The sequence below is a fragment of the Alkalibaculum bacchi genome (assembly GCF_003317055.1).
GTDB classification, from domain to species: Bacteria; Bacillota; Clostridia; order Eubacteriales; family Alkalibacteraceae; genus Alkalibaculum; species Alkalibaculum bacchi.
The window spans coordinates 1-24,713 of the sequence record NZ_QNRX01000017.1 but is presented as its reverse complement, the minus strand read 5'-3'; the positions used below and the strand labels follow the sequence as shown (position 1 = coordinate 24,713).

General features: G+C 33.3%; 22 protein-coding genes, 1 tRNA gene and 1 riboswitch. Of the genes, 11 read left to right on the top strand and 12 right to left on the bottom strand.

Features of this window, described 5'->3' with window-relative positions; genetic code table 11:
• Positions 1 to 248 precede the first annotated feature (248 nt).
• From recA to DES36_RS11665, 8 genes are all read left to right on the top strand, one after another.
• Complete coding sequence (recA, locus tag DES36_RS11700) at positions 249 to 1,325, top strand: recombinase RecA (RefSeq protein WP_113921388.1); 1,077 nt, start codon at positions 249 to 251, stop codon at positions 1,323 to 1,325.
• A gap of 366 nt (positions 1,326 to 1,691) precedes the next feature.
• Positions 1,692 to 3,218 (top strand): ribonuclease Y, encoded by a 1,527-nt coding sequence (gene rny / locus DES36_RS11695; protein WP_113921432.1) that lies wholly within the window; start codon positions 1,692 to 1,694, stop codon positions 3,216 to 3,218.
• 125 nt (positions 3,219 to 3,343) lie between these two features.
• A complete protein-coding gene (locus tag DES36_RS11690; protein WP_113921387.1) occupies positions 3,344 to 4,126 on the top strand; it encodes a TIGR00282 family metallophosphoesterase in 783 nt (260 codons plus the stop codon).
• 104 nt (positions 4,127 to 4,230) lie between these two features.
• Positions 4,231 to 5,046: a PHP domain-containing protein gene (locus DES36_RS11685; protein ID WP_113921386.1), complete on the top strand. Its 816-nt coding sequence runs from the start codon at positions 4,231 to 4,233 to the stop codon at positions 5,044 to 5,046.
• A 4-nt stretch (positions 5,047 to 5,050) separates the two neighbouring features.
• A complete protein-coding gene (locus DES36_RS11680; protein WP_113921385.1) occupies positions 5,051 to 5,422 on the top strand; it encodes a PadR family transcriptional regulator in 372 nt (123 codons plus the stop codon).
• Between the two features lie 15 nt (positions 5,423 to 5,437).
• Complete coding sequence (locus DES36_RS11675; RefSeq protein ID WP_207657461.1) at positions 5,438 to 6,637, top strand: pyridoxal phosphate-dependent aminotransferase; 1,200 nt, start codon at positions 5,438 to 5,440, stop codon at positions 6,635 to 6,637.
• A gap of 446 nt (positions 6,638 to 7,083) precedes the next feature.
• Entirely contained in the window at positions 7,084 to 7,413 is a 330-nt protein-coding gene (locus DES36_RS11670) for a YcxB family protein (RefSeq protein ID WP_148581885.1), read from the top strand.
• A 16-nt stretch (positions 7,414 to 7,429) separates the two neighbouring features.
• A complete protein-coding gene (locus tag DES36_RS11665) occupies positions 7,430 to 7,993 on the top strand; it encodes a hypothetical protein (protein ID WP_113921383.1) in 564 nt (187 codons plus the stop codon).
• Between the two features lie 35 nt (positions 7,994 to 8,028).
• On the opposite strand, the gene DES36_RS11660 is transcribed toward DES36_RS11665, so the two are convergent.
• On the bottom strand, positions 8,029 to 10,200 hold the full coding sequence (locus tag DES36_RS11660) for a glycoside hydrolase domain-containing protein (protein ID WP_113921382.1): 2,172 nt from the start codon (positions 10,198 to 10,200) through the stop codon (positions 8,029 to 8,031).
• Between the two features lie 608 nt (positions 10,201 to 10,808).
• Between DES36_RS11660 and DES36_RS11655 the strand changes: the two genes are divergently transcribed.
• Complete coding sequence (locus DES36_RS11655) at positions 10,809 to 11,042, top strand: hypothetical protein (protein WP_113921381.1); 234 nt, start codon at positions 10,809 to 10,811, stop codon at positions 11,040 to 11,042.
• A gap of 230 nt (positions 11,043 to 11,272) precedes the next feature.
• Here the strand turns inward: DES36_RS11655 and DES36_RS11650 are convergent, their stop codons facing one another.
• The 3 genes from DES36_RS11650 to DES36_RS11640 all read right to left on the bottom strand — a co-directional run bounded on the left by DES36_RS11650 (position 11,273) and on the right by DES36_RS11640 (position 13,680).
• The gene (locus DES36_RS11650; RefSeq protein ID WP_113921380.1) at positions 11,273 to 11,830 is read right to left on the bottom strand and encodes a hypothetical protein; all 558 of its coding nucleotides are present in this window, start codon (positions 11,828 to 11,830) and stop codon (positions 11,273 to 11,275) included.
• A gap of 720 nt (positions 11,831 to 12,550) precedes the next feature.
• Positions 12,551 to 12,626: transfer RNA gene (locus DES36_RS11645), tRNA-Trp, on the bottom strand.
• Between the two features lie 109 nt (positions 12,627 to 12,735).
• Positions 12,736 to 13,680: a tyrosine recombinase XerC gene (locus DES36_RS11640; RefSeq protein WP_113921379.1), complete on the bottom strand. Its 945-nt coding sequence runs from the start codon at positions 13,678 to 13,680 to the stop codon at positions 12,736 to 12,738.
• 590 nt (positions 13,681 to 14,270) lie between these two features.
• Here DES36_RS11640 and DES36_RS11635 point away from each other — a divergent pair.
• Positions 14,271 to 15,077: a tyrosine-type recombinase/integrase gene (locus tag DES36_RS11635; protein ID WP_113921378.1), complete on the top strand. Its 807-nt coding sequence runs from the start codon at positions 14,271 to 14,273 to the stop codon at positions 15,075 to 15,077.
• 777 nt (positions 15,078 to 15,854) lie between these two features.
• Positions 15,855 to 16,925 carry a tyrosine-type recombinase/integrase gene (locus DES36_RS11630; RefSeq protein WP_113921377.1) on the top strand — a complete coding sequence of 357 codons (1,071 nt, stop codon included), beginning with the start codon at positions 15,855 to 15,857 and terminating at the stop codon, positions 16,923 to 16,925.
• A 288-nt stretch (positions 16,926 to 17,213) separates the two neighbouring features.
• Here the strand turns inward: DES36_RS11630 and DES36_RS11625 are convergent, their stop codons facing one another.
• The 8 genes from DES36_RS11625 to thiC form a co-directional block, all read right to left on the bottom strand.
• Entirely contained in the window at positions 17,214 to 17,477 is a 264-nt protein-coding gene (locus tag DES36_RS11625) for a hypothetical protein (RefSeq protein ID WP_113921376.1), read from the bottom strand.
• 258 nt (positions 17,478 to 17,735) lie between these two features.
• Positions 17,736 to 18,020: a hypothetical protein gene (locus DES36_RS11620; protein ID WP_113921375.1), complete on the bottom strand. Its 285-nt coding sequence runs from the start codon at positions 18,018 to 18,020 to the stop codon at positions 17,736 to 17,738.
• A 200-nt stretch (positions 18,021 to 18,220) separates the two neighbouring features.
• On the bottom strand, positions 18,221 to 19,048 hold the full coding sequence (locus DES36_RS11615) for a VanW family protein (RefSeq protein WP_187387064.1): 828 nt from the start codon (positions 19,046 to 19,048) through the stop codon (positions 18,221 to 18,223).
• 134 nt (positions 19,049 to 19,182) lie between these two features.
• Positions 19,183 to 19,371, bottom strand: coding sequence for a hypothetical protein (locus DES36_RS11610; RefSeq protein WP_113921374.1), 189 nt, complete (start codon positions 19,369 to 19,371; stop codon positions 19,183 to 19,185).
• 204 nt (positions 19,372 to 19,575) lie between these two features.
• Positions 19,576 to 19,746 carry a hypothetical protein gene (locus tag DES36_RS14890; protein ID WP_170128283.1) on the bottom strand — a complete coding sequence of 57 codons (171 nt, stop codon included), beginning with the start codon at positions 19,744 to 19,746 and terminating at the stop codon, positions 19,576 to 19,578.
• 368 nt (positions 19,747 to 20,114) lie between these two features.
• Complete coding sequence (cobT, locus tag DES36_RS11600) at positions 20,115 to 21,182, bottom strand: nicotinate-nucleotide--dimethylbenzimidazole phosphoribosyltransferase (protein WP_113921373.1); 1,068 nt, start codon at positions 21,180 to 21,182, stop codon at positions 20,115 to 20,117.
• 93 nt (positions 21,183 to 21,275) lie between these two features.
• Complete coding sequence (gene bzaB / locus DES36_RS11595; RefSeq protein ID WP_113921372.1) at positions 21,276 to 22,547, bottom strand: B12 lower ligand biosynthesis ThiC-like protein BzaB; 1,272 nt, start codon at positions 22,545 to 22,547, stop codon at positions 21,276 to 21,278.
• A gap of 12 nt (positions 22,548 to 22,559) precedes the next feature.
• Positions 22,560 to 23,855, bottom strand: a complete 1,296-nt coding sequence (gene thiC, locus DES36_RS11590; RefSeq protein WP_113921371.1) for a phosphomethylpyrimidine synthase ThiC — start codon at positions 23,853 to 23,855, stop codon at positions 22,560 to 22,562.
• A 250-nt stretch (positions 23,856 to 24,105) separates the two neighbouring features.
• A riboswitch (cobalamin riboswitch) is annotated at positions 24,106 to 24,285 on the bottom strand.
• Positions 24,286 to 24,713 lie beyond the last annotated feature (428 nt).

Here is a 24,713-nt window from a genome sequence, read left to right as displayed (position 1 = left end):
CAGCGCCCAGCCATCAGTACTAGGGTCAAGTCTCACAGGTGAAAGCTAAGCTAAAAGTAGATCTAGTAATTAAAGAACAATTTTATTGACTAAAACTTAAGAGTGCTATAGAATGATATAGAACAAACGTTCTGTGTTATGATTTTAAGAAAAAGATTCAATAGTGTATTATAGGGGTACATCTATTATGTATTTATTTAGAAATAAAACGCAATTAGAGTTAAAAGGGAAAGGATGTTCGGATAAACATGACATTAGAAAAAGATAAAGCATTGCAAGCAGCCCTTGGTCAAATTGAAAAACAATTTGGTAAGGGGTCTGTAATGAAATTAGGAGAAGGTACTATAAATAATAATACAGAGGTAATTTCCACATCTTCTATAGGATTGGATATTGCTTTAGGTGTTGGTGGTGTACCAAGAGGAAGAATTATAGAAATCTATGGACCAGAATCTTCAGGTAAAACGACTGTTGCTTTACACATTATCGCTCAGGCACAAAAGAATGGCGGCAATGCTGCATTTATCGATGCAGAACACGCCTTAGATCCTGTATACGCTAAGGCATTAGGTGTAGATATCGATAATCTAATTGTATCTCAGCCAGACAATGGAGAGCAAGCTTTAGAAATCACTGAGGCATTAGTTCGAAGTGGCGCTATTGACATTGTAGTTGTTGACTCTGTTGCTGCATTGGTGCCAAAAGCAGAGATTGAAGGAGAAATGGGCGATTCTCATATGGGGCTTCAAGCTCGTCTTATGTCTCAAGCCCTTAGAAAATTAACAGGTGTTCTTCATAAATCCAATACTACAGCTATATTTATCAATCAATTACGTGAAAAAATAGGCGTCATGTTTGGTAATCCTGAGACAACAACTGGTGGTAGAGCTTTAAAATTCTATTCTTCTATTCGAATGGATGTACGAAGAGTAGAAACATTGAAGCAAGGTCAGGACATGATTGGAAACAGAACAAGAGTAAAAATCGTTAAGAACAAAGTTGCCCCTCCATTTAAAACAGCTGAGTTTGATATTATGTACGGAGAAGGAATCTCAAGAGTCGGAGATGTTTTAGATATTGCAGCCGAATATGATATTGTACTAAAATCTGGTGCATGGTATTCATACAAAGGTGAAAGACTTGGGCAGGGTAGAGAAAATTCAAAACAATTCTTAAAGGATAATCCTCATCTAGCAGATGAAATAGAGAATTTAATTAGAGAAAAGTTCAATCTACGACCTAATCCAGTAAGTCCACAAACTAAGGGAGATAAGATTGATTTAGACCCTATAGATGATAAAAATAATATTCAAAAAGAAGAATAGCAAAGCGCCTGTTTGCGTCCCTAGCATTAGGGTATTTCTTTAGGGTCACAAATTCCCTAGATGCTACAGAATGATTTGAGTAGTCGCTATTATTAAAAAAAGAGTGATTATATAAAAAAGTGCATTACCTTATTGGTTTGCACTTTTTTGTATAAGTGCACTTAAATTTTTGCTATTATTACAATCTGTTGAGAGTGTTATAGCTTGACACTGTTTTCAAAAAAGGATACAATAAATATTATTTGACCTTCTGAGCATACAAAGCTCAGTTAAATTATCAAGTGAATTAAAAATTAAAATTAAAATTGAAAAAGGCTATTTTAAAAAAAGGAGGTGTAAAATTTGGCAGAAGCATTAGGATATGGAATGTATATCTTATTTGCAATTTTAGTTATAGCAGCCTTTGTTGTAGGTTATTTTGTACGTAAAAACGTTGCAGAAGGAAAACTGAATAGTGCAGAGGAAACAGCGAAAAAAATTGTAGAAGATGCATTAAAAGACGCAGAAACACAAAAGAAAGAATTGCTCTTTAATGCAAAAGAAGAAGTTCATAATTTAAGACAAGAAGTTGATAAAGAAAGTCGTGATCGTCGCAATGAATTACAGCGCTTAGAAAGAAGAATAATACAACGCGAGGAAAACGTCGATAAAAGAAATGAATTAATTCAGAAAAAAGAAGATTCATTACAAGCTAAAATAAATGAAATCAGTGTTAAAGAGAATCAAATTAATGAATTAGTAGAGAAAGAAATGCAGGAATTAGAAAGAATCTCTGGTTTTACTACAGATGAAGCAAAAGATATTTTGTTAAGTGATGTAGAAAAGAAAATCAGAAGAGAATCTGCATTGATGATAAAGAGAATCGAATCAGAAGCGAAAGAAGAAGCAGATAAGCGTGCTAGAGATGTGTTGTCAACGGCAATTCAAAGATGCGCTGCAGACCATGTAGCTGAAACTACAGTATCTGTTGTTCATTTACCAAATGACGAAATGAAAGGTCGTATTATCGGTAGAGAAGGACGAAATATTCGAACATTAGAAACGCTTACTGGAATTGATCTTATCATTGATGATACGCCAGAAGCTGTTATTCTTTCAGGCTTTGATCCTATTCGAAGAGAAGTTGCACGAGTTGCACTGGAAAAATTAATCATCGATGGAAGAATCCACCCTGCAAGAATTGAAGAAATGGTGGAAAAAGCAAAGAAAGAAGTTGACACAAGAATTCGTGAAGATGGTGAAGCTGCATGTTTTGAAACAGGAATTCATACTCTTCATCCGGAAATTGTCAGACTACTAGGTAGATTGAGATTTAGAACAAGTTATGGTCAAAATGTATTAAAGCATTCTATAGAAGTATCTCATTTAGCAGGTATTATGGCTGAAGAAATTGGCGCAAATGTAAAAATTGCAAAACGAGCAGGATTATTACACGATATTGGCAAGGCAGTGGATCACGAAGTGGAAGGTCCTCATGTTGCTATTGGTGTAGATATATTGAAGAAACATAAAGAATCGCCACAGGTCATTCACGCCGTAGAAGCTCACCATGGAGATGTTGAGATGAATTCTGTAGAAGCTGTTCTCGTTCAGGCAGCAGATGCAGTTTCAGCTGCTAGACCAGGAGCAAGAAGAGAAACATTAGAATCTTATATAAAGAGACTTGAAAAACTTGAAGAAATAGCAAACTCATTTGAAGGTGTAGAAAAAACTTTTGCTGTGCAGGCAGGACGTGAAGTCCGAATTATGGTAAAGCCGGATCAAATTGACGATGTCGAGATGATACATATGGCAAAAGATATTGCAGATAGAATTGAAAATGAACTTGATTACCCCGGTCAAATCAAAGTAAATGTAATCAGAGAAACAAGAACAATTGAATATGCAAAATAAGAGAAAGGGCTTAGGCCCTTTTTTTTCGCGAACTGACGAGCCAAACGCCTATAAATAAGGCAATCTGCGGCTTATATATGATATAATAATTAACATACTCATCGTATACGGTAGGAGGAATTATTTTGAAAATATTAATACTAGGAGATATTGTTGGGCGTCCAGGTCGGAATGCTGTAGCAAACCAATTATCTCATTTAAGAGAAGAATATAAGCCAGATTTGGTTATTGTTAATGGAGAAAACGCATCTGCAGGGAGAGGCTTAACAGAGAAAAACGCAAAGGAATTATTTGAATTAGATATTGATGTGATTACAACAGGTAATCATGTTTGGGATAAAAAAGAAATTTTGACTTATATTGAATCTTACCCTCAATTGATCAGACCTGCTAACTATCCAGATCCTTGTCCAGGAAAGGGTTATACTATAATTCATAAAGGCGAAACCACAATTGGCGTAATCAACTTGTCTGGAGTAGTTTATCTTTCAAATTTAACGAATCCATTTCATACTATAGATAAAATTCTTCACGAGATTTCTAAGCAATGTAATATTATTATCCTAGATTTTCATGCAGAGGCTACATCTGAAAAATTAGCTATGGGTTATTATTGTGATGGCCGAATATCCTTAGTATACGGAACCCATACTCATGTGCAAACTGCAGATAAGAGGATATTAAATGGAGGTACAGGGTATATTACAGATATCGGAATGACAGGTCCCCTAGACGGGATTTTAGGAGTAGATAAAGACATTATTATACAGCAGATGCAAAACAATCGACCTGCTAGATATGATTTAGCACAAGGCCCTGTTCAAATCAATGGAATTATAACGGAAATAAATGAAGAAACAGGTAAATGCCAATCTCTTGATAATTTTATTAGAATTATAGAGGAATGACGGATTTAACGAATGGGAAGTATTTATCATTTGTGTTATAATATTCGAATCAGCACATTAGTTCTAAGTTGTGCGTTGTAAGCTCTAAGTAAGGAGAATCAATTATGTATTATGCGGATTTACACATGCATTCTACTCATTCAGATGGGAAATTGAGTGTAGAAAAGATTATTGAACACGCTAAAAACCGAAATCTAAAAGCTATTTCAATAACGGATCACGATACGATTTCTGGTACTATAGAGGCAGTACAATCCCTTAATAAAGGTTCTTTGGAGGTCATTCCAGGAATCGAGTTAAGTACTATATACCAAGGGGAAGAAATTCATATTTTAGGATATTTATTTGATTTAGAAAATAAAGATTTTGCTCAGTTTATTCAAAGTACGCAAAACCATCGCCTTGAGAGGGCAAATAAAATGATCGAAAAATTCGACTCTGTAGGAATTCATATTGATAGAGAAGAACTATCAAAAATAAGCCAAGGAGATTCTATTGGAAGACCTCATTTTGCTCGCTTGCTCATTAAGATGGGGCTAGTTCATAGTATAAATGAAGGTTTTGAAAAATACTTAACTCCTGGAACAGCTACTTATGTTGAACGATATAAACTCACTACATTGGATGCCATCAAAGAAATTAAAAATGCCAATGGCTTGTCTGTACTGGCTCACCCTGGTCTTATTAAAAATCAAGGTCTTATAAATCAAATTCTCCATATGAAAATAGATGGCATAGAAGTTTATCATCCAAAGAATAATTCTATGCAGACAAGAGAGTATTACCAAATCACAAAAGAAAATAATCTATTTATTACTGGTGGTTCTGATAATCACTCTGGAAATTCAAACGAATATCCTTTTATTGGATCTGTAAAAATACCCTATTCCTACGTAGAAAAGTTAAAAGAAAAAAGGTGATAAAATGGCATTAAAAAACGATAGAAATCGAAATGCGATTTTTAAAATAAGCATTACAGCAATGGTCAAACTATTAATACTAAATATGTTGAGTAAAAATTATATGTATGGTAACCAAATCATCGACAATATTTCACTCAAACTTCATGAAAAATGGGCACCTAGCCCTGGAATGATATATCCACTTCTTAGACAACTAGAAGACGAAGGTCACATTGTAGGTTGGTGGAGTGATCCCGTGAAGAGGTCTACTAGATACTATAAGATCACTGAAGAAGGGTCAAAATATTATAAAATTTTAAAAAAGAACTATCAAGGGCTGATTAATGATTCAATTGACATTCTTGAGAGTTTTAAAAAAGAAATTTATACATAATGGTGGAGGGTTAAAATGAAAAACATGATATCTAACAAAGTAAAGAGTATTCAACCATCAATGACGTTAGCCATTACAGCTAAAGCAAATCAGCTCAATCGCCAAGGTTATGATGTTGTTGCATTTGGTGTAGGAGAGCCCGATTTTGACACTCCTCACTCTGCAAAAGAAGCTGGAATTGCTGCCATCCAAGTAGGAAAAAGCAAATATACTCCTGTTCCAGGAATACTGGAACTGAGACAAGCAATCTGTGAAAAACTAAAGAAAGATAACCATCTCGATTATTCACCAGACCAAATCATAACCAATAGCGGTGCAAAACATAGCTTATCAACAGCATTTCAAGCTATTTTAGATCCTGGCGAAGAAGTTATTTTAGCTGCTCCTTACTGGGTCAGTTATCCTGAAATTATTAAAATTGCAGGTGGTAAACCAGTCGTCATTGAAACAAAAGAAGCTAATAATTTCAAGATTACTGTAGATGAATTAAAAGAGGTCATAACAGATAAGACAAAGGCCATTTTATTAAATAGCCCAAGTAATCCTGTAGGAGCTATTTATTCAAGAGAAGAATTAGAAGGAATTGCAAAGGTAGCTGTAGAAAACAGTATTTATGTGGTATCTGATGAAATCTATGAAAAACTCATATATGACGATAATCATCACGTAAGCATAGCTGAAATCAGTTCTGAAATGAAAGAACTTACAATCATCATTAATGGAATGAGCAAAAGTCACGCTATGACTGGTTGGCGATTAGGTTACACAGCAGCGAATAAAGAGGTCATCAAAGCAATGGGTATTATACAAGGTCATGCTGTATCTCATCCCTCTTCTATTACTCAGTATGCAGCTCTTGGCGCTTTGCAATGTGAGGAAAGTGTTCTTCAGAAAATGTTTGATGAATACGATATAAGGCGTAAATATATGATTTCTCGTTTAGATGAAATGAAACAGTTAACGTATATTTATCCTCAAGGTGCTTTCTATGTATTTATCAATGTGTTAGGACTTTTTGGAAAGAGCTATAATGGAAAATTAGTTCACAACTCATTAGAACTTGCTGATGCCTTGTTAGAAGACGAAAAAGTTGCTGTAGTCCCAGGTATTGCTTTTGGTTTAGATACTCATATTAGATTATCCTATGCAACGAGTATGGAGGAAATCAAAAAAGGGCTAGACCGAATTGAGAACTTTATAAAAAACGGAGTATAAGTATGTCATTTGGAACGGAACCATCAAACCAATACTAAAAGACAATAAAGACCTTCTCGGACAACACGAGGAAGTGAATGTGTAAAAAAACTGCTACCAACGTTCAGCAGCTAGCTATCAGTACAGCTGCCACCAATGGTAGCTTTTTTAATAGGGTAAAGTAAAAATCTAATTTATTACTATTGTAAAATTGGAAAAATTAACATAATATATATATTATATATAAAAAGGAGGAGATTAGGATAGAATTTGAATATCAATTATCCAGAGAAGAATTTATTCGCTTTCATCTAAATCATTATAAGAAAGCGCCTTTCTTTATAGCATTGATTATTACTATAGATTTATTTTCGTTAATTTTTGCGATTATGATACTAGCCAGTGGTATCAGATACTTTCCAATAATTATACCGTTGTTTTTGATTTATTGTTTTATAATTGTTCCTGTGATGGTATCCGATTTCTATAAAGTAAATATTAAAAAATTGTATTCACTAAAAATCTATGATAATTATTTTTGTAATACAACTATCGTTGTCAACGATGAAGGCATTGCAACACTTACTAATATATGTGAAGTTTATTATAAATGGAATGCTCTAAAAAAGATATATGTCGTAGATGGAAATGTATTTATTGAAACATTCATGCGTGATTTTATCTTTTTAGCACGAGATAGTCTTAATGAAATTTTGTGCAAAGAAATAGTAGACAAAATCAAAACAAATACGGGTATACAAGTAACTACAATGATGCCTAGCATAATATTTGCATAAAAGGGGATAGATAGTATTGAATATTACTTATGAAATTAATAAAAATGATTTTTTAGAGTTTCATTGTAAATATATTTTCAGTGCGAGTGTTTTAAAAAGGTATATAAAGTTTATTTATACTATCCTTATAACTGTTTTTTTTATCTGTGTCTTAATTGCTTTTTCAAATTCAATAAGAATTGCACTGATATGTATGGCTATTATTGCTTTTTTAATGAAAAATTTCATATTTAATATGTATAGTAAAACCATAAAAAGGAATCTATTGAAGCTATTTAATTCTGATATTTACAAAAATACATTTTCAAAAACCGAATTACTTTCTACTGAGCAATCCGTTCAAATAAAAACGGATTATGCTACGAAAATATTTTTATGGGATGCAATTTATGATCTACATATCATTGATAACTATTTAATTATTCGTACTCTTTCTGATGAAATTATATATGTGCCCACTAATAATAGTGATCATTTGGAAGAAATAAGAAAATTTATTGAAGATATTACGAATCATTCGGGTATAAAGTCATACAAAAAATACCCTCATGATCTGAAATATAAAGGATATTTTTTTTAATGGAGGATGAGTCAATCCATCCTCCAATATGGTTTTTATATATTGTTTCTTATATAATTAAATATTTTATTTGTAAAAAATATCATAAAAATTATAACAACTCCAAAAGTTGCTATTCCTTGTGAAATTGCTGATGCTAATGCTGCTAACACAGACATTACACTTACACCCGCTAACGCTAAAACTGCTACAACACCTGCGATTATTACTACACCTAAAATTAATCTTGAATTATCTTGTATCCATTCTATCACCTTATCATATGCGTTTGCTAATTGTATTTCTAAAATATCTCCATCAAGATTTTTAAATTCAATAGTTAATTTTTCTGTGACGTACCCTATGCCATTAAAATGTTCGGCATTGAATTGGTTAATTAAATTTATTTTAAAACTATTTGATGTTGTTTGCATACTAACTTTAAAATCAATTCCTTCCCAAGAGGAGAGAATACTTCCTAATGTTGCAGAATTTATCCCGAAAGCTCCAAAAATGTCAAGTACGTTAGAACCTGCGCTAATTATTTCTCCATTGCGAACGGTAACAGAAATCCCATCACCTTCAACAAAAATACTGGATACAGAAAAAACTGCTTTTATATCTATAATTGGAGAAGTTATTATAGGGATTTCCAAACTTGGTGAAGTAAAGGTTATACCTAACCTATTTACTATCCCATCAAGATTATTTATAAGAGCTACCGTATCTGCTTCATTGGAATCTTCAGGCTCCTTTACACAATCTTCACCAGTGTAGTGTCCTCTACATATATTTTTATCAATTGCAATCTGACCATCCCCATTACCAATATTATATTCAAGAATTTGATCAAAATTCCAATCTAATGGTAACGGATATCCTAAGTTACCACTAAATCCAGTAGACATATCTGCCATAAAACTGCTAACAGAATATCCTGCATTTCCTACTCTGGAACATACATTTCTTGGACCATAAATACCAATTCTATATTTATAATTCATATTAGTGAACTGGTCACGAATTCCACGAAAATATGGTAAAATATCATTAGTTACATGAAAGTCTAAGGCATCGAAATCTACAGCAAAATAAATGATTGTATTGGATTTAAAGCCATATTTTTTTGCTGCGATTACAGCCTTTACAGCATCAACAGCTCCTTTTCCATAATTAAAATAACCCGTACTATTACCTGATGTTTGATATATTGGGAATATTTTTAATCCGCCATCAAAAATAGTGTCTATTTCGCCAGATTGAATCTGCTTCCATCCTCCAGTTAAATATCTACCAACAGTCCTATATCCTTTGTTATAAAGAGTGGCTGCTCTGGCAGGTGTTACAGTTGAACTACAATCACATGCCGTAGCACTTCTATTTACATCTCCTTTACTAATCATTAAAGAAGCCCATGTTTGAGTTCCTACAGATCCATCAACAGTTAATGCACAAAATTCTTGAAACGCCATTACTGCTTTTCTGCATCCATTGCCAAAAGAACCATCAAAGCCGTTTGGATTAAAACCATTTGCATATAAAGAGTATTGCAAAATATAATTATAAGCTCTTCGCGTGTTGCCATAAGTCAAAGCAGGCAAAGATGCTTGAGTAGCTGGGCCCCATATACCATCAACAGATACACCGCCTTCAAATTGAATAGCCATAATCATTGCTTTACATGTTGTTCTCCCGTATATTCCATCACAAGCAATTAAGTCTCCTATATTTGGAAAATAATCTTTGTTTAAATTCCTTTGAATTATTCGAACATTAGTATTTCCTCCAAGGAGCAATACATAGGCATCCATTGTTAGTAAAGATTTAAATAAGAGTGGAGTTACAACTCCATCTGCTGTAATATTTGCATCTGTTTGCATTTCCATAATCCCTTCTTTTGTCCTAAGACCAAAATTGCCTGTTATATCTCCAGGACTATATCCCTTGCAAAACATAGCACTTTGCAAAATTCTTACAATATTACTATCAACGATTAATGATTGGTCTGAATCTATAGAAAGTATTGGGCAAGCAGTCATAGTCTGACTACCAAAATTATCTGATGGCTCACTTATTCCTAGTTCAATTTGTAACGCTCTAGTCAATGCATAAATTGTATACCATCCAGTAATCCCGTCAGGTTTAATATAATTATATCCATATCTACCAAGATAGGTAGAATTAAGCCAATCTTGAGCTTCATAAACTTTTATATCTTTTATATTCATATTGTTTTTAAATACTCCTTTTGTAATTTTTATAACTATTTATTATGTACTTTATTTTAATTATAGTTACAGTTAAAGATCCTTTACCATAGTTTTTTAACACAAAAACAGAAATAGGAGTAGAATAATGGACAAACAAAAGGAGACATATAAAAAAACATGAAAACGCCTCAGATAGAGGGCTCCTCCATCTGAGTATATGGAAATTTCTTGTGTGAGAAGATGTGTACAAAAATTTTGCTTATTGCAGAAAAAGTTGGAGTATATACAAAGTTGTTGTAAGGGCCTAAATTTCGGTTGACAAATACAGTTGTAATAAATATTTCTTATTCTGATAGTAAAAAATGGTAGAATACAGCTATTACGCAAGTCCTTGGCAATAGGGGACGCTACGAATAAATGTCGATGAAAAATCTAGCCAGCATGAGCCGGTAATTTGGGGTAAGATATTGAAAAAAGCAATAGCAAAAGAAAAGCAATCAAAAACAAAATTTTACTTTGAAACTACTTTGTTTACAGAAAACTTTTTCAACTTGACCTATTAAAATTAAAGTGATAGAGTAAATATAAATAAATGTATATAATTAGATTAGATAGGAGATGAAGTATTGAAAAAATTTGTGAAATTCACAAGTACAATTTTAGTATGTCTTTCTCTAGTCGTTTTAGGATCAAGTTACCAAAGATTACTAACTGAAGAAAAAAAAGAGACATCTATTCTTAAGGACAAAGAAGGAAATATTTATAGCCAATTAAAGAGCGAAGAGAATGAAAAAAATAATGACGAGGCAATCATTGTAGATAAAAAAGGAAATGTTTATACTCAGATAAATGAGGAATAAAGAAACAAAACACACATTGTCACTCTACCATACACCTAAAATAGGCGTTGTCTACGAAAAAATGCTTGAAGCAACTGAAAAATAGGGATTTCATTACCTAAATACCTTGAAAAATTGAGTTGTAATTAACATACCCATTTTTATTGAATATATTTAAAACAGATGAAAGCTGACTCCTTAGGGTCAGCCTTCATCTTATTCTTACCATGGAAAGCTATTTTATTTAATAACTATTTAGTGTTCAAAGTATAGTTTTGTGGTAACAGCGTAACGTCGTTAAGAACATAAAGACCACTTGTTTCTATAACTAATCCAGTATTTGTTTTATAACCCCAACATCTAAGCATAGAGAAGTTAGAAGCTAAAAGATTATTATTGGTAGTATATCCTTGTCCTGCACCAATAATTATCCTATATATTGATGGAAGAGTCCTATTCCACGTGCCATCTGAATTATATAGCTTTACATCTTTTCTTACTCCATAATGAGAGCCACCTGCGTGAGCATGATTATCTCCATACACTCTTTTATTGAATTCGCTTATACCATAAATAATATTTCCATTGGAATCACCATAACCTGCTTTAATCGGTAGTCCCTCAACCTTAGTACCTTTATGATCAAATGCATGATAAAAGATATTTGCTGCATAATCTCTAATATACCCTTTTCCATCTCCGTTATTTCTAAAATATATTAATTGACCATGATATAATGTTCTGTTTTCTATTGTTGTATAATTATTCCCTTTATTTTTGTGGCAATATACATAGGCATGCCATGACACTATAAAATCATCCTTTTACATCTCAGAATTATTTTTCTTTAACAATTACTGAGTTATTAATATAATATGCAACAATACACATATTTAACTATTATATTAAATATAGACACAAAAGGTGAATATTTCAATCAAAAAGTGCTAGTGCATGCTTTCAGATTATTTAGAGCACTCTATCTAGAAAAAAGTGTGATGGCTTCCGGACAGAAGAGTGCAAATAATATATAGAAATTATCCAGATTATCCTGAACATGTGCCTATCAAATCATATGATTTACATAGGGATCTGTAGTCATGGAATCCTGATTATAATAAAACAACTGAATGCGCTCCTCATAATCTTTACTCCAGTAATAACAACCTGCAAGATTAGAAAGAGAGTATTCCAATGTGCTCCAAGAAGAAGTAATCAGAAAGGGATGCATCTATAATGAGCCATAAATTAATTTAATTTCTGTCAAGCTCGTTTATGATAATCATACAAATTATGAGCACACCATATAATCCAGAAAGTCTTTATATTAATATCGCTATGAAAATAGTAGTAACCGCAATCATATATTTGTTATCAGGAATTCTAGTGTTGCTCCAATTAAATTTTGAAAAAGAGGAAACTTCAAAATTGACTTTTTGAAACATTAAAAGGTAAAAAACAATTAAGATAATAGGAGAATCCAAAAAATAAAAACGACCAACAATATGTTGGTTTCCATAAATACTTATTGGCAGGGGTAGAAGGATTTGAACCCTCGGCACATGGTTTTGGAGACCACTGCTCTACCAACTGAGCTATACCCCTAAATTTTTTCTTTATTTTTGGTACATGTATTATTATACTGGCTTAATGGGAAGAAGTCAACTAAAAGATGAAAAAAATATAGGAAAAATTAACTGCAGTTAATTTTTCCTTAAAAGGTGAGGGGAGAGGTGTTTACCGCTTCTTTTAAGATTTCATTATCTGTGTGAGTATATATTTGAGTAGTTGTTAGCCTCTCGTGACCTAAAAGAGCTTGAATACTTCGTATATCTACACCGTTTTTATAGAGCAAAGTGGCAAAGGTATGTCTTAATTTATGAGGGCTAATTTTTTCGTTTAAACCACAATTATCAATTAATCTTTTAATCATATGTTCCGTAGTCCTTGGACTAATTCTTTGCTTTCGCTCACTTAAAAATAATGCTTTCGACTTAACCTCCATACCTTTTCGAATCTCTAAGTACTTTTCGAGGTAATTTTGAGCTACATCATTCAAATACACTTCTCGTTCCTTATTACCTTTTCCAACCACATAGATTGAATCTCTTTTTATAGAATTTAGGTTTAAACCGCAAAGCTCAGAAAGTCTCAAACCACAATTCAAAAACAAAGCTACAATACACTGATTTCGCTCTTTATTTCGACCCTCTACGGAATCGAGGAAATACTGAGCATCGTATTGATTTAAGTGTACAGGTAAGCGCCTTTCGATTTTTGGAATCTCTAGTTCTTCTGCTGGATCATGATTAAGCATCTTTGCTTTCCGATAAAGATATTTAAAGAAGGCCCTAATAGCAGATACTTTTCGAGCAGTAGTGGCGTTCTTATTCGATAGCTCCCCTTTGCAATAATTTAGGAATGCATAAAAATCATTTAAACAAATATCTTGAATAAAGTCAGCCTCAATAAAGGATAAATCTTCTAGAGGTGATGCTTCTTTATTAATTCCTTTGTAGTCTACTAAAAATTGAAACAATAAATAAAGATCATAACTATAGGATTCTACAGTGTTCGTAGATTTTCCTTGAATGTGATAAAGGTATTTTCTAAATTCATTGACTTGATGTGGATACTCCTTTTTCTCTAATAGTATCATTTTTATATCTTACCTCCTAAAAAACTAAGCCTATATTTGCATTTCTAGACATTTTTTGAGTATTGCATAAGGTATTTATCCTGCGAAGTGTAAAATCAAAATATAAGCGAATTTAAGCCATTTTGCATCTATTTACTTCTATTATACCACAACATGTCGCATAATATCAATTATGCGACATGTTTTTAGGATATTTTGTTAGCAGATGGGGGTATATGTAAGGGATGGTTGATGCTAATTTAACAATGCGTGCTTATTGTCAAATTTTAAATAGGGTTGAACAATAGTTAGAACGATTGGATGGGTTAAAGGCTTTTACATTCAATTTAAGGTAGTAGCATTTTTCTGCTTTCAATATATTCAAGATTGAAGTAATCTATACATTTTTCTCTAATTGTAAATATGCAGTTTTTAGTTATTACAACATTGCGCAAAATATTATTTCGCGCAATGTTTGGATATGGTATAATATACAAACAGTAGTTGAACGATTGGAAAATGCAAGAAAGTGCCTTTTGATAATTTAGATTTTTATTTTTCCACATTCAGCTTTCGATTTTCAGCAAAAAAGAAAGGAGTCCAGAAACCCAATGGAGAGAAAACTTCCAGTTGTATTAGAAGAATACCTAAACTATTTAAATTCCCGCAAAACAAAACCTCAAACTGCTCAGGCTTATTATTATGATATTTCATTATACTTAAAATATATGAAAAGTCGAATGAATCGATTAGAAGAAAAAGATATTGATTCTATTGATATCTCAGATATAGACTTAAAGCTCTTATCTAAAATTTCCGATGTAGATCTCATTTCTTATAACAATTATTTAGACAAAATTCGACAAAATGGGGGAGCAGCGAAGGCAAGAAAAATCTCTAGCTTAAAATCTTTTTACCATTTTATCGTCTATATCAAAAGATACCTAGATACAAATCCTTGCGACCAACTAGAAATGCCTAAAATAGCGAAAAAACCAAATAAAAATACAGGAGATGTATCATCTGATGATATTTTAGAACTTATACAAAGTATCCATGGCAAAAATCACTTACGGGATAAGGCTATTTTGCTTTTACTCTTAGACTCATCTATAAGTCTACAGGAGTTAGTTCATCTTAAATTACAAGATTTTGCTTTTGAAAAACATGAAATTAATAGTAGCTTTAATGATGGAGATGCAAAAAAATTTCCACTTAAAAGCGAAACAAAGATGGCTTTGCAAGAATACATAGATCAGGAGCGGATGAGTACTGATTGCAATTATCTGTTTTTAAGCCAGCGAAAAAGTCAAATAAGCGTTCGAACAGTACAGCATCTTATACAAACTCGAACAGAGCAAAATCCAAAATCAAGAAGAAATATTTCATCTACAGTTCTTAGAAATATGAATATTTAGTCAGTTAATTTGTATGTTTAGTCAAATTGAGAAGTTATAATTATTAATACTTAAACTCTTAAGAGTATTTTTTTATCTGGCAATTAAAATATATTTCATATTAATTTGAATTAATTTTAAACAATTGACCTAAAAATGATAAACTGCAATATACTAAAATAGAGAGAGTAAAATATAAAGAGTAGAGAATAGAAAAAAAATTCAATTCCATAAATTTACATAGGATACTCTGTTAAGGTCAAAAAATAGAGCAACTTTACCTTAAACTATTGTTTAACAGAAAGTTGAATTCGTCATTTCCTCCTTATTATTTCTATGATTTTCAAATTAGTACGTCTATTCTTTTCCTTATTGTTTTACTCTCTATCTCAATTCAAAAATCATTTAGCTATAATAATACTTGTTCATGATATCGCCAGCTTAAATTAATGATATAATCAAATTATAATTAGCTATTATTTAAACCCTCATTATATATACACATATAGAATCTTTGATTTCTGAGGATTTTCCCTAGTTTACATAGAACTTACAACGTAAAACTTAGAACTAATGTGCCGAAGGCACTATTTTGACCCGAGCTCCTGCCCAGTCATCCTGGAGCGCAGCGAAGGATCTTGACCCCAAAGGAATACCCTAGTGCTAGTGACTAAGTACTAATGACTAGCAACCAATGTGTATATTTATGCGATATTAATCACTGCCTTAAGGATGCCTTGTGACCCCAAAAGAATACCTGATGCTAGTGACTAGCGACTTTAAGTAAGGATGAGATAAATGAAAAATGAAAATTTTGCAAAAGAACAAGAAACTCAATTGACTCTTAAATTGAGAACATTAATGAAGGATCTCCCCCCTTTTTCGGAGATTTACTTCAGAGGCATTGAACCAAATACCTCCGTTAAAACTCGAATTGCTTATGCCTTTGATTTGAGGATATTCTTCTACTTTATTACCAACGAACTAGACCCTTTTTTTGGTCAAAAGATACAAGATCTTGTTGTAGGGGACTTAGACAAAATATCTTCCATTGATATAGAAAAGTTTCTAGAATTTTTGTCCTTCTACTCCCTACCCAATTACAAGGATCCAGATACTTTTATCGCCTATACCAACTCCAATACAGGAAAAGCTCGCAAATTATCTAGTGTAAGGGCATTTTATAAATACTTCTTTAAAAAGAAGATGATTATCACCAATCCAGCTATCTTAGTGGATATGCCTAAAAACAAAGAAAAGCCTATCACTCGCCTTGAAGTAGATGAAGTAGCCAATTTACTGGATTTAGTTGAATCTGGAGAAGAATTGACGGACTCTCAAAAGAAGTATCACAATCACAATAAAGAGCGGGATCTAGCCATACTCGCCTTGCTTTTAGGGACAGGCATTCGAGTGAGTGAATGCGTTGGTTTAGACTTAGATCACTTTAATTTTGAAAACAATAGCTTTAAGATCACTAGAAAGGGTGGAAATGAGACGATTCTCTACTTTAGCGAAGAAGTTGCTAATTTATTAAAAGACTACATAGCCGTAAGAGAGGCCATTACCCCCTACCCTGGCAACGAAAAAGCCTTCTTCCTTTCTATGCAGAGGAAACGAATTGGCGTAAGCGCCATACAAAAGCTCATAAAGAAGTACTCTACGATTATTACCCCTTTAAAAAATATCTCCCCTCACAAGCTGAGAAGTACATACGGTACTAATTTATACCGAGAAACAGGAGATATTTACTTAGTAGCAGACGTCCTAGGCCATAAAGATGTAAACACGACGAAAAAACACTACGCAGCCATCAGCGAGGATCAAAAGCGCAGTGCCGCGAAGGTTGTAAAGCTTAGGGAGGACTAATGGCTTGCTAAATGCGGAAAGCAGAAAGCGGGAATTCTATCGCCTTAAGGCGAGATTGTGTCTAGCGTTCTACTTTCTGCTCTGTTTATTAATAAAACTCACATCAGCATATGCTACTTCTTGCCCACTTCCTTTTACTTTGCAATATCTTATCTTACGACGCAACTTCATTATAGACTACTTTCTCCTTAAAATTCTTTCAGAAAATTTCTTATTATATAAGTATCGTAAATATTTACATCAAAATTTGCTTTATTCCGCAAATACCTACCTCTCATATTATGATACTCAATTTCTTACTATGATTTCTTTGATTAATCTAAAAAGGAAAATATCAATAGTTACAGCTACTCCCAAAAATATAAGCTTAACAATTAAGCTACTATCCATAGTTACCATTAGATAAATAAAAAACGCCATAACACTTAAACAAAGTGCCATAATTAAGGCAAACAAAATGTACCTTATTGGCTTAGGAACTCGCTTTGAATTTGATCCTTTTACAGCTACCTTAATAATAATTTCTAAAATGATTTCTATTAAATCGTCCATATGGATCTCCCTTTTAAGTGTAATATTCCTTAATTATTTAGAATTAATTTTTAAATCTTTTGTTTTAATATTTTCCATCGTGCATAAATTCATTATTGTGGAAAAGTCTATAAAAATTGTTCGTCACAGGAGGTCAAAGACCTCCCCTACAACTTAGATACCAATAGGTAGGGGCGCACCTTTGGTCGCCCATTTGCACGATGCAATTTTTCTACTGTTATGACACAATCTAATAAGAATGCGTCATTATAAAAGAATTTATTTTTTATTTTTTAGTTCTAAAAGTATAGGTGTTATATTAAGTACAATAGATATAATCGTCAAAACCCATAACGCCCTTTCCATACCAGGTACTACATCTAATAAGGCCGACCAATCCTCCACTTTTACCCACCTAGATACAAGACTGTATTCTGAACAAAGTTGTAATGCTGTAAATGATAATCCTATTGCCATAGCAAGTTTATAATCCTTTCCTGCTTTATACATATAAAGATTTATAAAAGTTGCTACTATAGCAATAATCCCTAATATTATCCACATAATTTTACCTCCACTATATTTTTATTTATGTCGTATAATTTTACTGTTATACAGTATATAAAGATTACGAGCTAAGTTTGTTTTATTTTTTCTTTTTTTAAATTAGTGTTTAAATAAATGAATAATAATTAATCTGATAAGCGAGATGAAATTAGCAATATAATTTAGTGATTGCCGCTTACGTTAAGGGTTTCATTTAATTAAATTTCTGAGCTGGTTTCTAAAAATGGTGAATACATCATTAATGCATGATTCTCAGTTATATATTGTTCATCAATAAATTTACCTGTAATACTATATCGTTTACGATATAGTTCATTGTGCCTGCTAAAACCGCCCCAATACTCACTCTTGAATTGATGATTTTTTTCTATAACTTCGTATTTATAAATTGGTTTATTATTAGATAACCAACTGCCTTCCAGGTAAGAGTGCCCTACACTAACTTTTAGCTGAAAATCTTCGTTTGTATCATTCCTAATCATTAAGTCTCTATATGGATAAACACAAGTGGCTCCGCTCCCAAAAGGTTGTGTACGATTTGAATCAGGGAAAACATCAAAAGAATGGCGATAGCGTTCTACAATCGTCAATGGTGTGTGAAGAGTCATCCAATATATTAAATTAGATAGTTGGCATAAGCCTCCACCTATACCCATCGTATAAGAGCCACAAAATAATATCATACCAGGAACATAGCCCTTTTTAAATGTAGGCTTTCCGATAAGTTTCCAATAGCTGAAGGTTTCTCCAGGCTTAATTATAATGCTATCAATTTTTTTTACAGCTATTTTTAGGTTAATAATTTTATTATACTGGTATTGCATATCAACATCTTTTAATTCTCTTAATAATAGAGTTTTATGAGAAAAATATTCATATTCTAATAACTCTAAAATTTTATGATGAGCAAATTTAAATTTACCAGAATTCCATAACAAATAACGGGATAATGTATAATAAATCTTGCCGGCAATTAAACGGTATTTACTTCTTTTTATTGGTTTCAATTTGTTAATTGTATCCATTTATTACCTCTTTTTAATACAGAACAAAGTGCTTCACTTCTTCGTTTTTTTTTTTGATTATTTGTAGCAATATTCTACTGATGCGACGCTAAATTCTACCTATACGACATGATTTATGAATATTGTTCATTACCTTATTCATTATTATCTTTAGTAATCCTCTTATGGATTATATAAACACTAACCCAAGAAAGAATACCTGCGATTGCAAATAAAATTGGTACAAGAATAAACAAATTGCCTTCTAACGCTATAATAGTATTTATTAAAAAAAGAGAACCAGCAAGTAACGATAAGGTTCTAGAACGTTTTAAATTTTTCATAAATTCCCCCCTTAAATGCAATTGCATAATATCCTACAATTATGAACTAATAAATGGAGTTTAATTAAAAAAATCATACTAAAATATGTAATCGTAGTGTAAATAAATGTAAAATATCCTAAATGCCGTGAAAAATGCACCTCTCAAAATTAGATATTGTCATATTCTCGAGGTGCATTTCTGCAGTTTATCGTATCCTATATACTAGTCCTCTAACTTTTTATTGTGAAATGCTAGATGTCCAATATATACAGTTAAGCTAATTAACAATCCTGTAACAACATAGTATACAAACTTATCCAAATTAAGGCTAGTCATAATGATAAGTATAGCTGTTATTAATACAAAATTAAATAAAAAATGAAATACTTTCATGCTATCACTCCATCTTTACAACAAATATAATATCATTATGATATGATCCACGATTTCTCACTTTTAGTATAACAAACGATTGTTAAAAAACAAGGGAGATGTTGCATTTAGCCGTTTTGACGTGGCATTTTTCACAATAGGGACTTTGCTATAGGGATATCAAACACTTGACCAAGACTTTTTAGTCGTATAATAGATTGATTGGGATCAAAAATTGCTCCACTGTTTTCAGACATCTTAAGTGGATCTTAGGCTCTTGTAGATGAGAAAAGATGTCTAACTGTACTGCCGAAAACAAAACCTCTGAGCTCCAATAAGAAGTAGCCAAGTCTTGTAAATACTGCACTCCATTGCCATTAGTCGCCAAATTAAGCACCTGGTGTCACCCCTGCTGCTTCGTAACTCAAGACATTATTGATTACTGCAGCAGCCCCTTCCACGATATACATAGCCAAAGCTGCGCCTGTTCCTTCACCTAATCTAAATCCCAGATCCAGTAAAGGCTTTAGATTTAAGGATTTCCACATATAATTGTGACCTGGTTCTTGGGATTTGTGTCCAGCAATCATATAATCTACAGTATTACAGTTTAGACCATAGGCAATTAGTGCTCCAGCAGTAGAAATAAGACCATCTACTATAACAGGAATCTTATAATATGCGCAGCCTAATATTACCCCTGCTATGCCCCCAATCTCATATCCTCCTACTTTAGAGAGAACATCGATAGGATCATTAGGATCTGGTTTATTTAGTTCAATGGCCTTTTCAATAACCTTAATTTTATTGTTCAATCTCTTATCGTCAATTCCCGTACCTCTACCAGTTACATCTGCTACCTTTTGGCCAGTCATTACAGAAAGTATAGCACTACTAGGCGTAGTATTGCCTATGCCTAGATCCCCTGTAGCAATTAATTGGGCTGATTTCTCATTTATCGCTTTTTCTACAGCCTTAATTCCTACTAGGATGGATTTCTCAGCTTCTTCACGAGTCATTGCTGGTCCTTTTTTCATATTTCTAGTACCGTATCCTATCTTCCAAGGAATTACAGTTCCCTGTTTAACATAGTCATCTAAATCTACTGCAACGCCAACATCAACAACCATCACATCCGCATGAACCGTATCTGCCAATGCGTTAATACTAGCACCCCTATGGGATAGATTGTCAATCATCTCAATAGTGACCTCTTTTTTACAAGCACTGACCCCTTCTTCTACAACCCCATGATCCCCTGCCATTAGAATGACGCATTTATTCTCAACAGTTGGTTTTAGCGTCTTCTGTATGGCAGCTAATTGTTTGGCTATATCCATTACCACACCTAAACTCCAATGAGGTATAGCCAAAGTTTCTAAATACTCGTGCGCTCTCTCCTTCCACGCCACATCCAAAGGTTCTATATCCGTTACATAACTTAAGAGACTATTCATCTCTAATCACTCCTCAACCTTTTCATATATTAGGAAACTGCAGAAATGTATTATCAATTCCCTTCTTTGTTTCTGCAGTTCTTGTGACTGGCTTTACCTATTTAAAAAATATCTTGCTGCAACTTGCATAGCCTCGTCTTCTATGCCATTGACATCCTGTATACCACTTGCAAAGGCATTCTTTAGCTTGTCTGGATAAATAGCATGGTCTATTTGCCCCTGAATATCATTGTCTACTCTTGCTTTGCTCATATTGTATTCACTTTGTAATACATGGGGTCTTTTGCGAGCGATATTTGCTGCCCTGGCTGCTATTCGAGTAGATATTACCCCTGTCCTTACATCCTCTTCATTGGGCAAACCTAAATGCTCTGCCGGAGTTAAATAGCAAAGGAAATCTGCACCATACATACCTGCAAATGCTCCACCTATTGCGCCGGTAATATTGTCGTAACCAGGTGCGATATCTGTAGCTAAAAAGCCTAATATATAGTAAGGAACATTGTGGCATAATTTCTTTTGTAGTTCCATAGTCGTTCTTATATGATTAAGTGGTACATGACCTGGTCCCTCAATCATTACCTGAACGCCTTTTTCTAAAGCTCTTTTTGTAAGATCTCCTGCAACCATTAAGCCTTTTATTTGTGCCTGATCTAATGAATCTGCAGTAGAACCAGGGCGAATGGCATCTCCAATACTGAGCACCACATCATAAGCCTTCATAATTTCTAGAAGACGGTCAAACTCCTCGTACAATGGATTTTCCTTTTGATTTTCAAGCATCCAACCTGTTAAAAAGGATCCACCCCTACTTACCACGTCTGTGACTCTGCCCGTCTTTTGGAGAGTATGAATCATGTCAAAGTTTAGCGCACAGTGTATGGCCATAAAATCCATTCCATCTGCAGCGTGCTTTTCAATGGTGTTAAATAAATCGTCTGAAGTCATATCGATAATACTTCCCTTATTTTCAATGGCTTCCACACCAGCCTGGTAAACTGGCACACTTCCCATAGCTACTGTTGCAAGGGATAAAGACTGTTTTCTCATACCATCAATGTCTCCCCCTGTGCTCAAATCCATAAATGAGTGGCAACCTGCTTCTTCTGCAATCTTTAATTTTTTCGCTTCCATTGACATCTGATCTCGATCACTAGATGTTCCAAATAGAGCGTTTACTTTGACATCTAATCCTCTTCCTATGCCACAGATGTTTTTACGATCCCTCAATCTATTTTTAGGAATGACAATATTTCCTTTGGCTACCCCTTCCCGTATAAATTCAATATCAACATTTTCCTGAAGAGCTACTTTTTCCATTTCTTCCGTATACTTTCCACTTCTTGCTGCATCTATTTGATTCATAATGAATTCCCCCTAACCTACTTTTTCTTTGCTTAAGAATTTTGAAACGATTTTCATTGCACAGTATTTGCCACACATAGTACACTCTGATGAAAAATCATCACTTCGTTCCGTCCAAACTTGTCTAGCACACTCTGGATCTATAGATAATGCAATTTGTTTGTCCCAGTCTAGGTTTTTTCTGGCTTTTGACATTTCTAAATCCCATGTTACCGCTTTTTCATTACCTTTTGCTATATCCGCTGCATGAGCTGCAATTCGAGCTGCTATAACCCCTTGATGCACTTGTTCTTTACTAGGCAAACCTATATGTTCTGCTGAAGTAACATAGCAGATAAAATCTGCACCTGCATAGGCACTGATCGCTCCGCCTATGGCCGCGCTGATGTGGTCATAACCAACAGCAGTATCTGTCACCAAAGGACCAAAAACAAAGTAAGGTGCTCCTTTACATAAACTCTTTTGGATCTTAACAGTTGTCTCTATCTGATCAATTGGCACATGCCCAGGTCCTTTTACCATCACCTGAACTCCTGCATCTCTAGCTCTAGTGATCAAATCACCTAAAACAATATACTCTTGAATTTGTGAACTAATAAGAGAATCCTGAGTACATCCAGGTCTCATAGCATCTGCAAAACTTAGAACAATATCGTATTTGTATGCAATCTCTAATAGTCTGTCAAAATTTTCATATAAGGGATTTTCTACATTATGATGAATCATCCAGCCAATTAATCTAGAGCCACCGTAACTGACTAGGGGATCAAGTCTTCCCTCCTTCTTAACCCTATTAACTACTTCCATGGTGGTACCACAGTGAAGTGCAAGGAAATCGATTCCATCTATTGCATGTCTCTCTATAACCTCAAATAAATCCTCTATGGTCATTTCAAGAGAAGAACCCTTTTTCTTCTTAGCCTCAGCCATAGCCTGATACAATGGTAACGATCCCATTGGTTTTGTAATAGTAGTTAGGGCTGTCCTTCTCATAGTATCTATATCATTTATTACGCTTAAATCCATAATTGTATCTGCTCCAGCAGAGACAGCAGTAAAAATCTTATCTAGTTCATTTGCTACGGTATCATTTTTATCATACATTCCGACGCTGGCACTAACTTTTGTAGATAGGCCTGCGCCAACAGCTACTGGTACAGCCTTCACATGATTTTTACTTTTTAGAATGACAATTTCGCCATTTGCAATTCCTCGTCTAATAAATTCTTCACTCACCCCCTCAATAATTGCTACTTGTTTCATTTCATCTGTAATGATTCGTTTTTTAGCACTTTCTAAGATGGTCATAGTAGTCCTCCTTTTTTAATAAACTTTGTAGCTATGCTACTTATTCATTTTATAGTTAAGGAATAACCTAATACTGCTTATTCAGATCCATATTAACCATCAATAAGGTGTTTTTATCGATTGTATGGTTAGTATGTGAGGTTTTAGCTAGTAATTAGAGTTTTCCTTTTCTAACATTAAACTGTTTTCACTCATTATTTCTCGAAAAAAAAGTCCACAGTCTAATGACTGTGAACTTTACCGTTATTCACATATTTATAATTATCTGGCAGGTCTCCTGACTTCCGCATCATCGTAAATTTGCGCCTTCCCGGAATGAAACAGTGGCATTTAGCAAATTACTCTTCGGTTACAGTGGTGGGTCCGTGCAGGAATTGAACCTGCTTCCCTATTATCCTCTACAAAGGCACCAAAATAATTACATAACATATATATTGACATCATTATAATCATAACTTAATAAATTTGTCAATATTTTTTATATACAAATTATAACAACTGTTGGATATTTTAATTATTTTTCTTACAAAAAACAAGCATTACAGTGCAGAATTTAAATAGGATGCAGTTACCTATTATTATTCATATTGTAAATATATTATAAATCAGCTACTAATCATAACCGCATCTCCTCAAATCTAGAAATATTCAATCTATATCTTGTTTTATTCTTTTAATTATTTATACAACTTCATTATAAACCACCAATCTATATGTTTCAATTCGATTGTTTCATCCCTCCATCCACACGAATAATTACTTCTATTATCCCATCATTGTTTTCTATGCAAAAAAGGACAAAACTTCCTTATGAAAAGTCTTGTCCTATTTCTTCTTAAACACAGATTTATTTACCTG

Bases quoted from the DNA above. Each gene is read 5' to 3' on its own strand.
- recA (WP_113921388.1), top strand. From the start codon at position 249: ATGACATTAGAAAAAGATAAAGCATTGCAAGCAGCCCTTGGTCAAATT.
- rny (WP_113921432.1), top strand. From the start codon at position 1,692: ATGTATATCTTATTTGCAATTTTAGTTATAGCAGCCTTTGTTGTAGGT.
- DES36_RS11685 (WP_113921386.1), top strand. From the start codon at position 4,231: ATGTATTATGCGGATTTACACATGCATTCTACTCATTCAGATGGGAAA.
- DES36_RS11680 (WP_113921385.1), top strand. From the start codon at position 5,051: ATGGCATTAAAAAACGATAGAAATCGAAATGCGATTTTTAAAATAAGC.
- DES36_RS11675 (WP_207657461.1), top strand. From the start codon at position 5,438: ATGAAAAACATGATATCTAACAAAGTAAAGAGTATTCAACCATCAATG.
- DES36_RS11660 (WP_113921382.1), bottom strand. From the start codon at position 10,200: ATGAATATAAAAGATATAAAAGTTTATGAAGCTCAAGATTGGCTTAAT.
- DES36_RS11640 (WP_113921379.1), bottom strand. From the start codon at position 13,680: ATGATACTATTAGAGAAAAAGGAGTATCCACATCAAGTCAATGAATTT.
- DES36_RS11635 (WP_113921378.1), top strand. From the start codon at position 14,271: ATGGAGAGAAAACTTCCAGTTGTATTAGAAGAATACCTAAACTATTTA.
- DES36_RS11630 (WP_113921377.1), top strand. From the start codon at position 15,855: ATGAAAAATGAAAATTTTGCAAAAGAACAAGAAACTCAATTGACTCTT.
- DES36_RS11625 (WP_113921376.1), bottom strand. From the start codon at position 17,477: ATGGACGATTTAATAGAAATCATTTTAGAAATTATTATTAAGGTAGCT.
- DES36_RS11620 (WP_113921375.1), bottom strand. From the start codon at position 18,020: ATGTGGATAATATTAGGGATTATTGCTATAGTAGCAACTTTTATAAAT.
- DES36_RS11615 (WP_187387064.1), bottom strand. From the start codon at position 19,048: ATGGATACAATTAACAAATTGAAACCAATAAAAAGAAGTAAATACCGT.
- DES36_RS11610 (WP_113921374.1), bottom strand. From the start codon at position 19,371: ATGAAAAATTTAAAACGTTCTAGAACCTTATCGTTACTTGCTGGTTCT.
- DES36_RS14890 (WP_170128283.1), bottom strand. From the start codon at position 19,746: ATGAAAGTATTTCATTTTTTATTTAATTTTGTATTAATAACAGCTATA.
- cobT (WP_113921373.1), bottom strand. From the start codon at position 21,182: ATGAATAGTCTCTTAAGTTATGTAACGGATATAGAACCTTTGGATGTG.
- bzaB (WP_113921372.1), bottom strand. From the start codon at position 22,547: ATGAATCAAATAGATGCAGCAAGAAGTGGAAAGTATACGGAAGAAATG.
- thiC (WP_113921371.1), bottom strand. From the start codon at position 23,855: ATGACCATCTTAGAAAGTGCTAAAAAACGAATCATTACAGATGAAATG.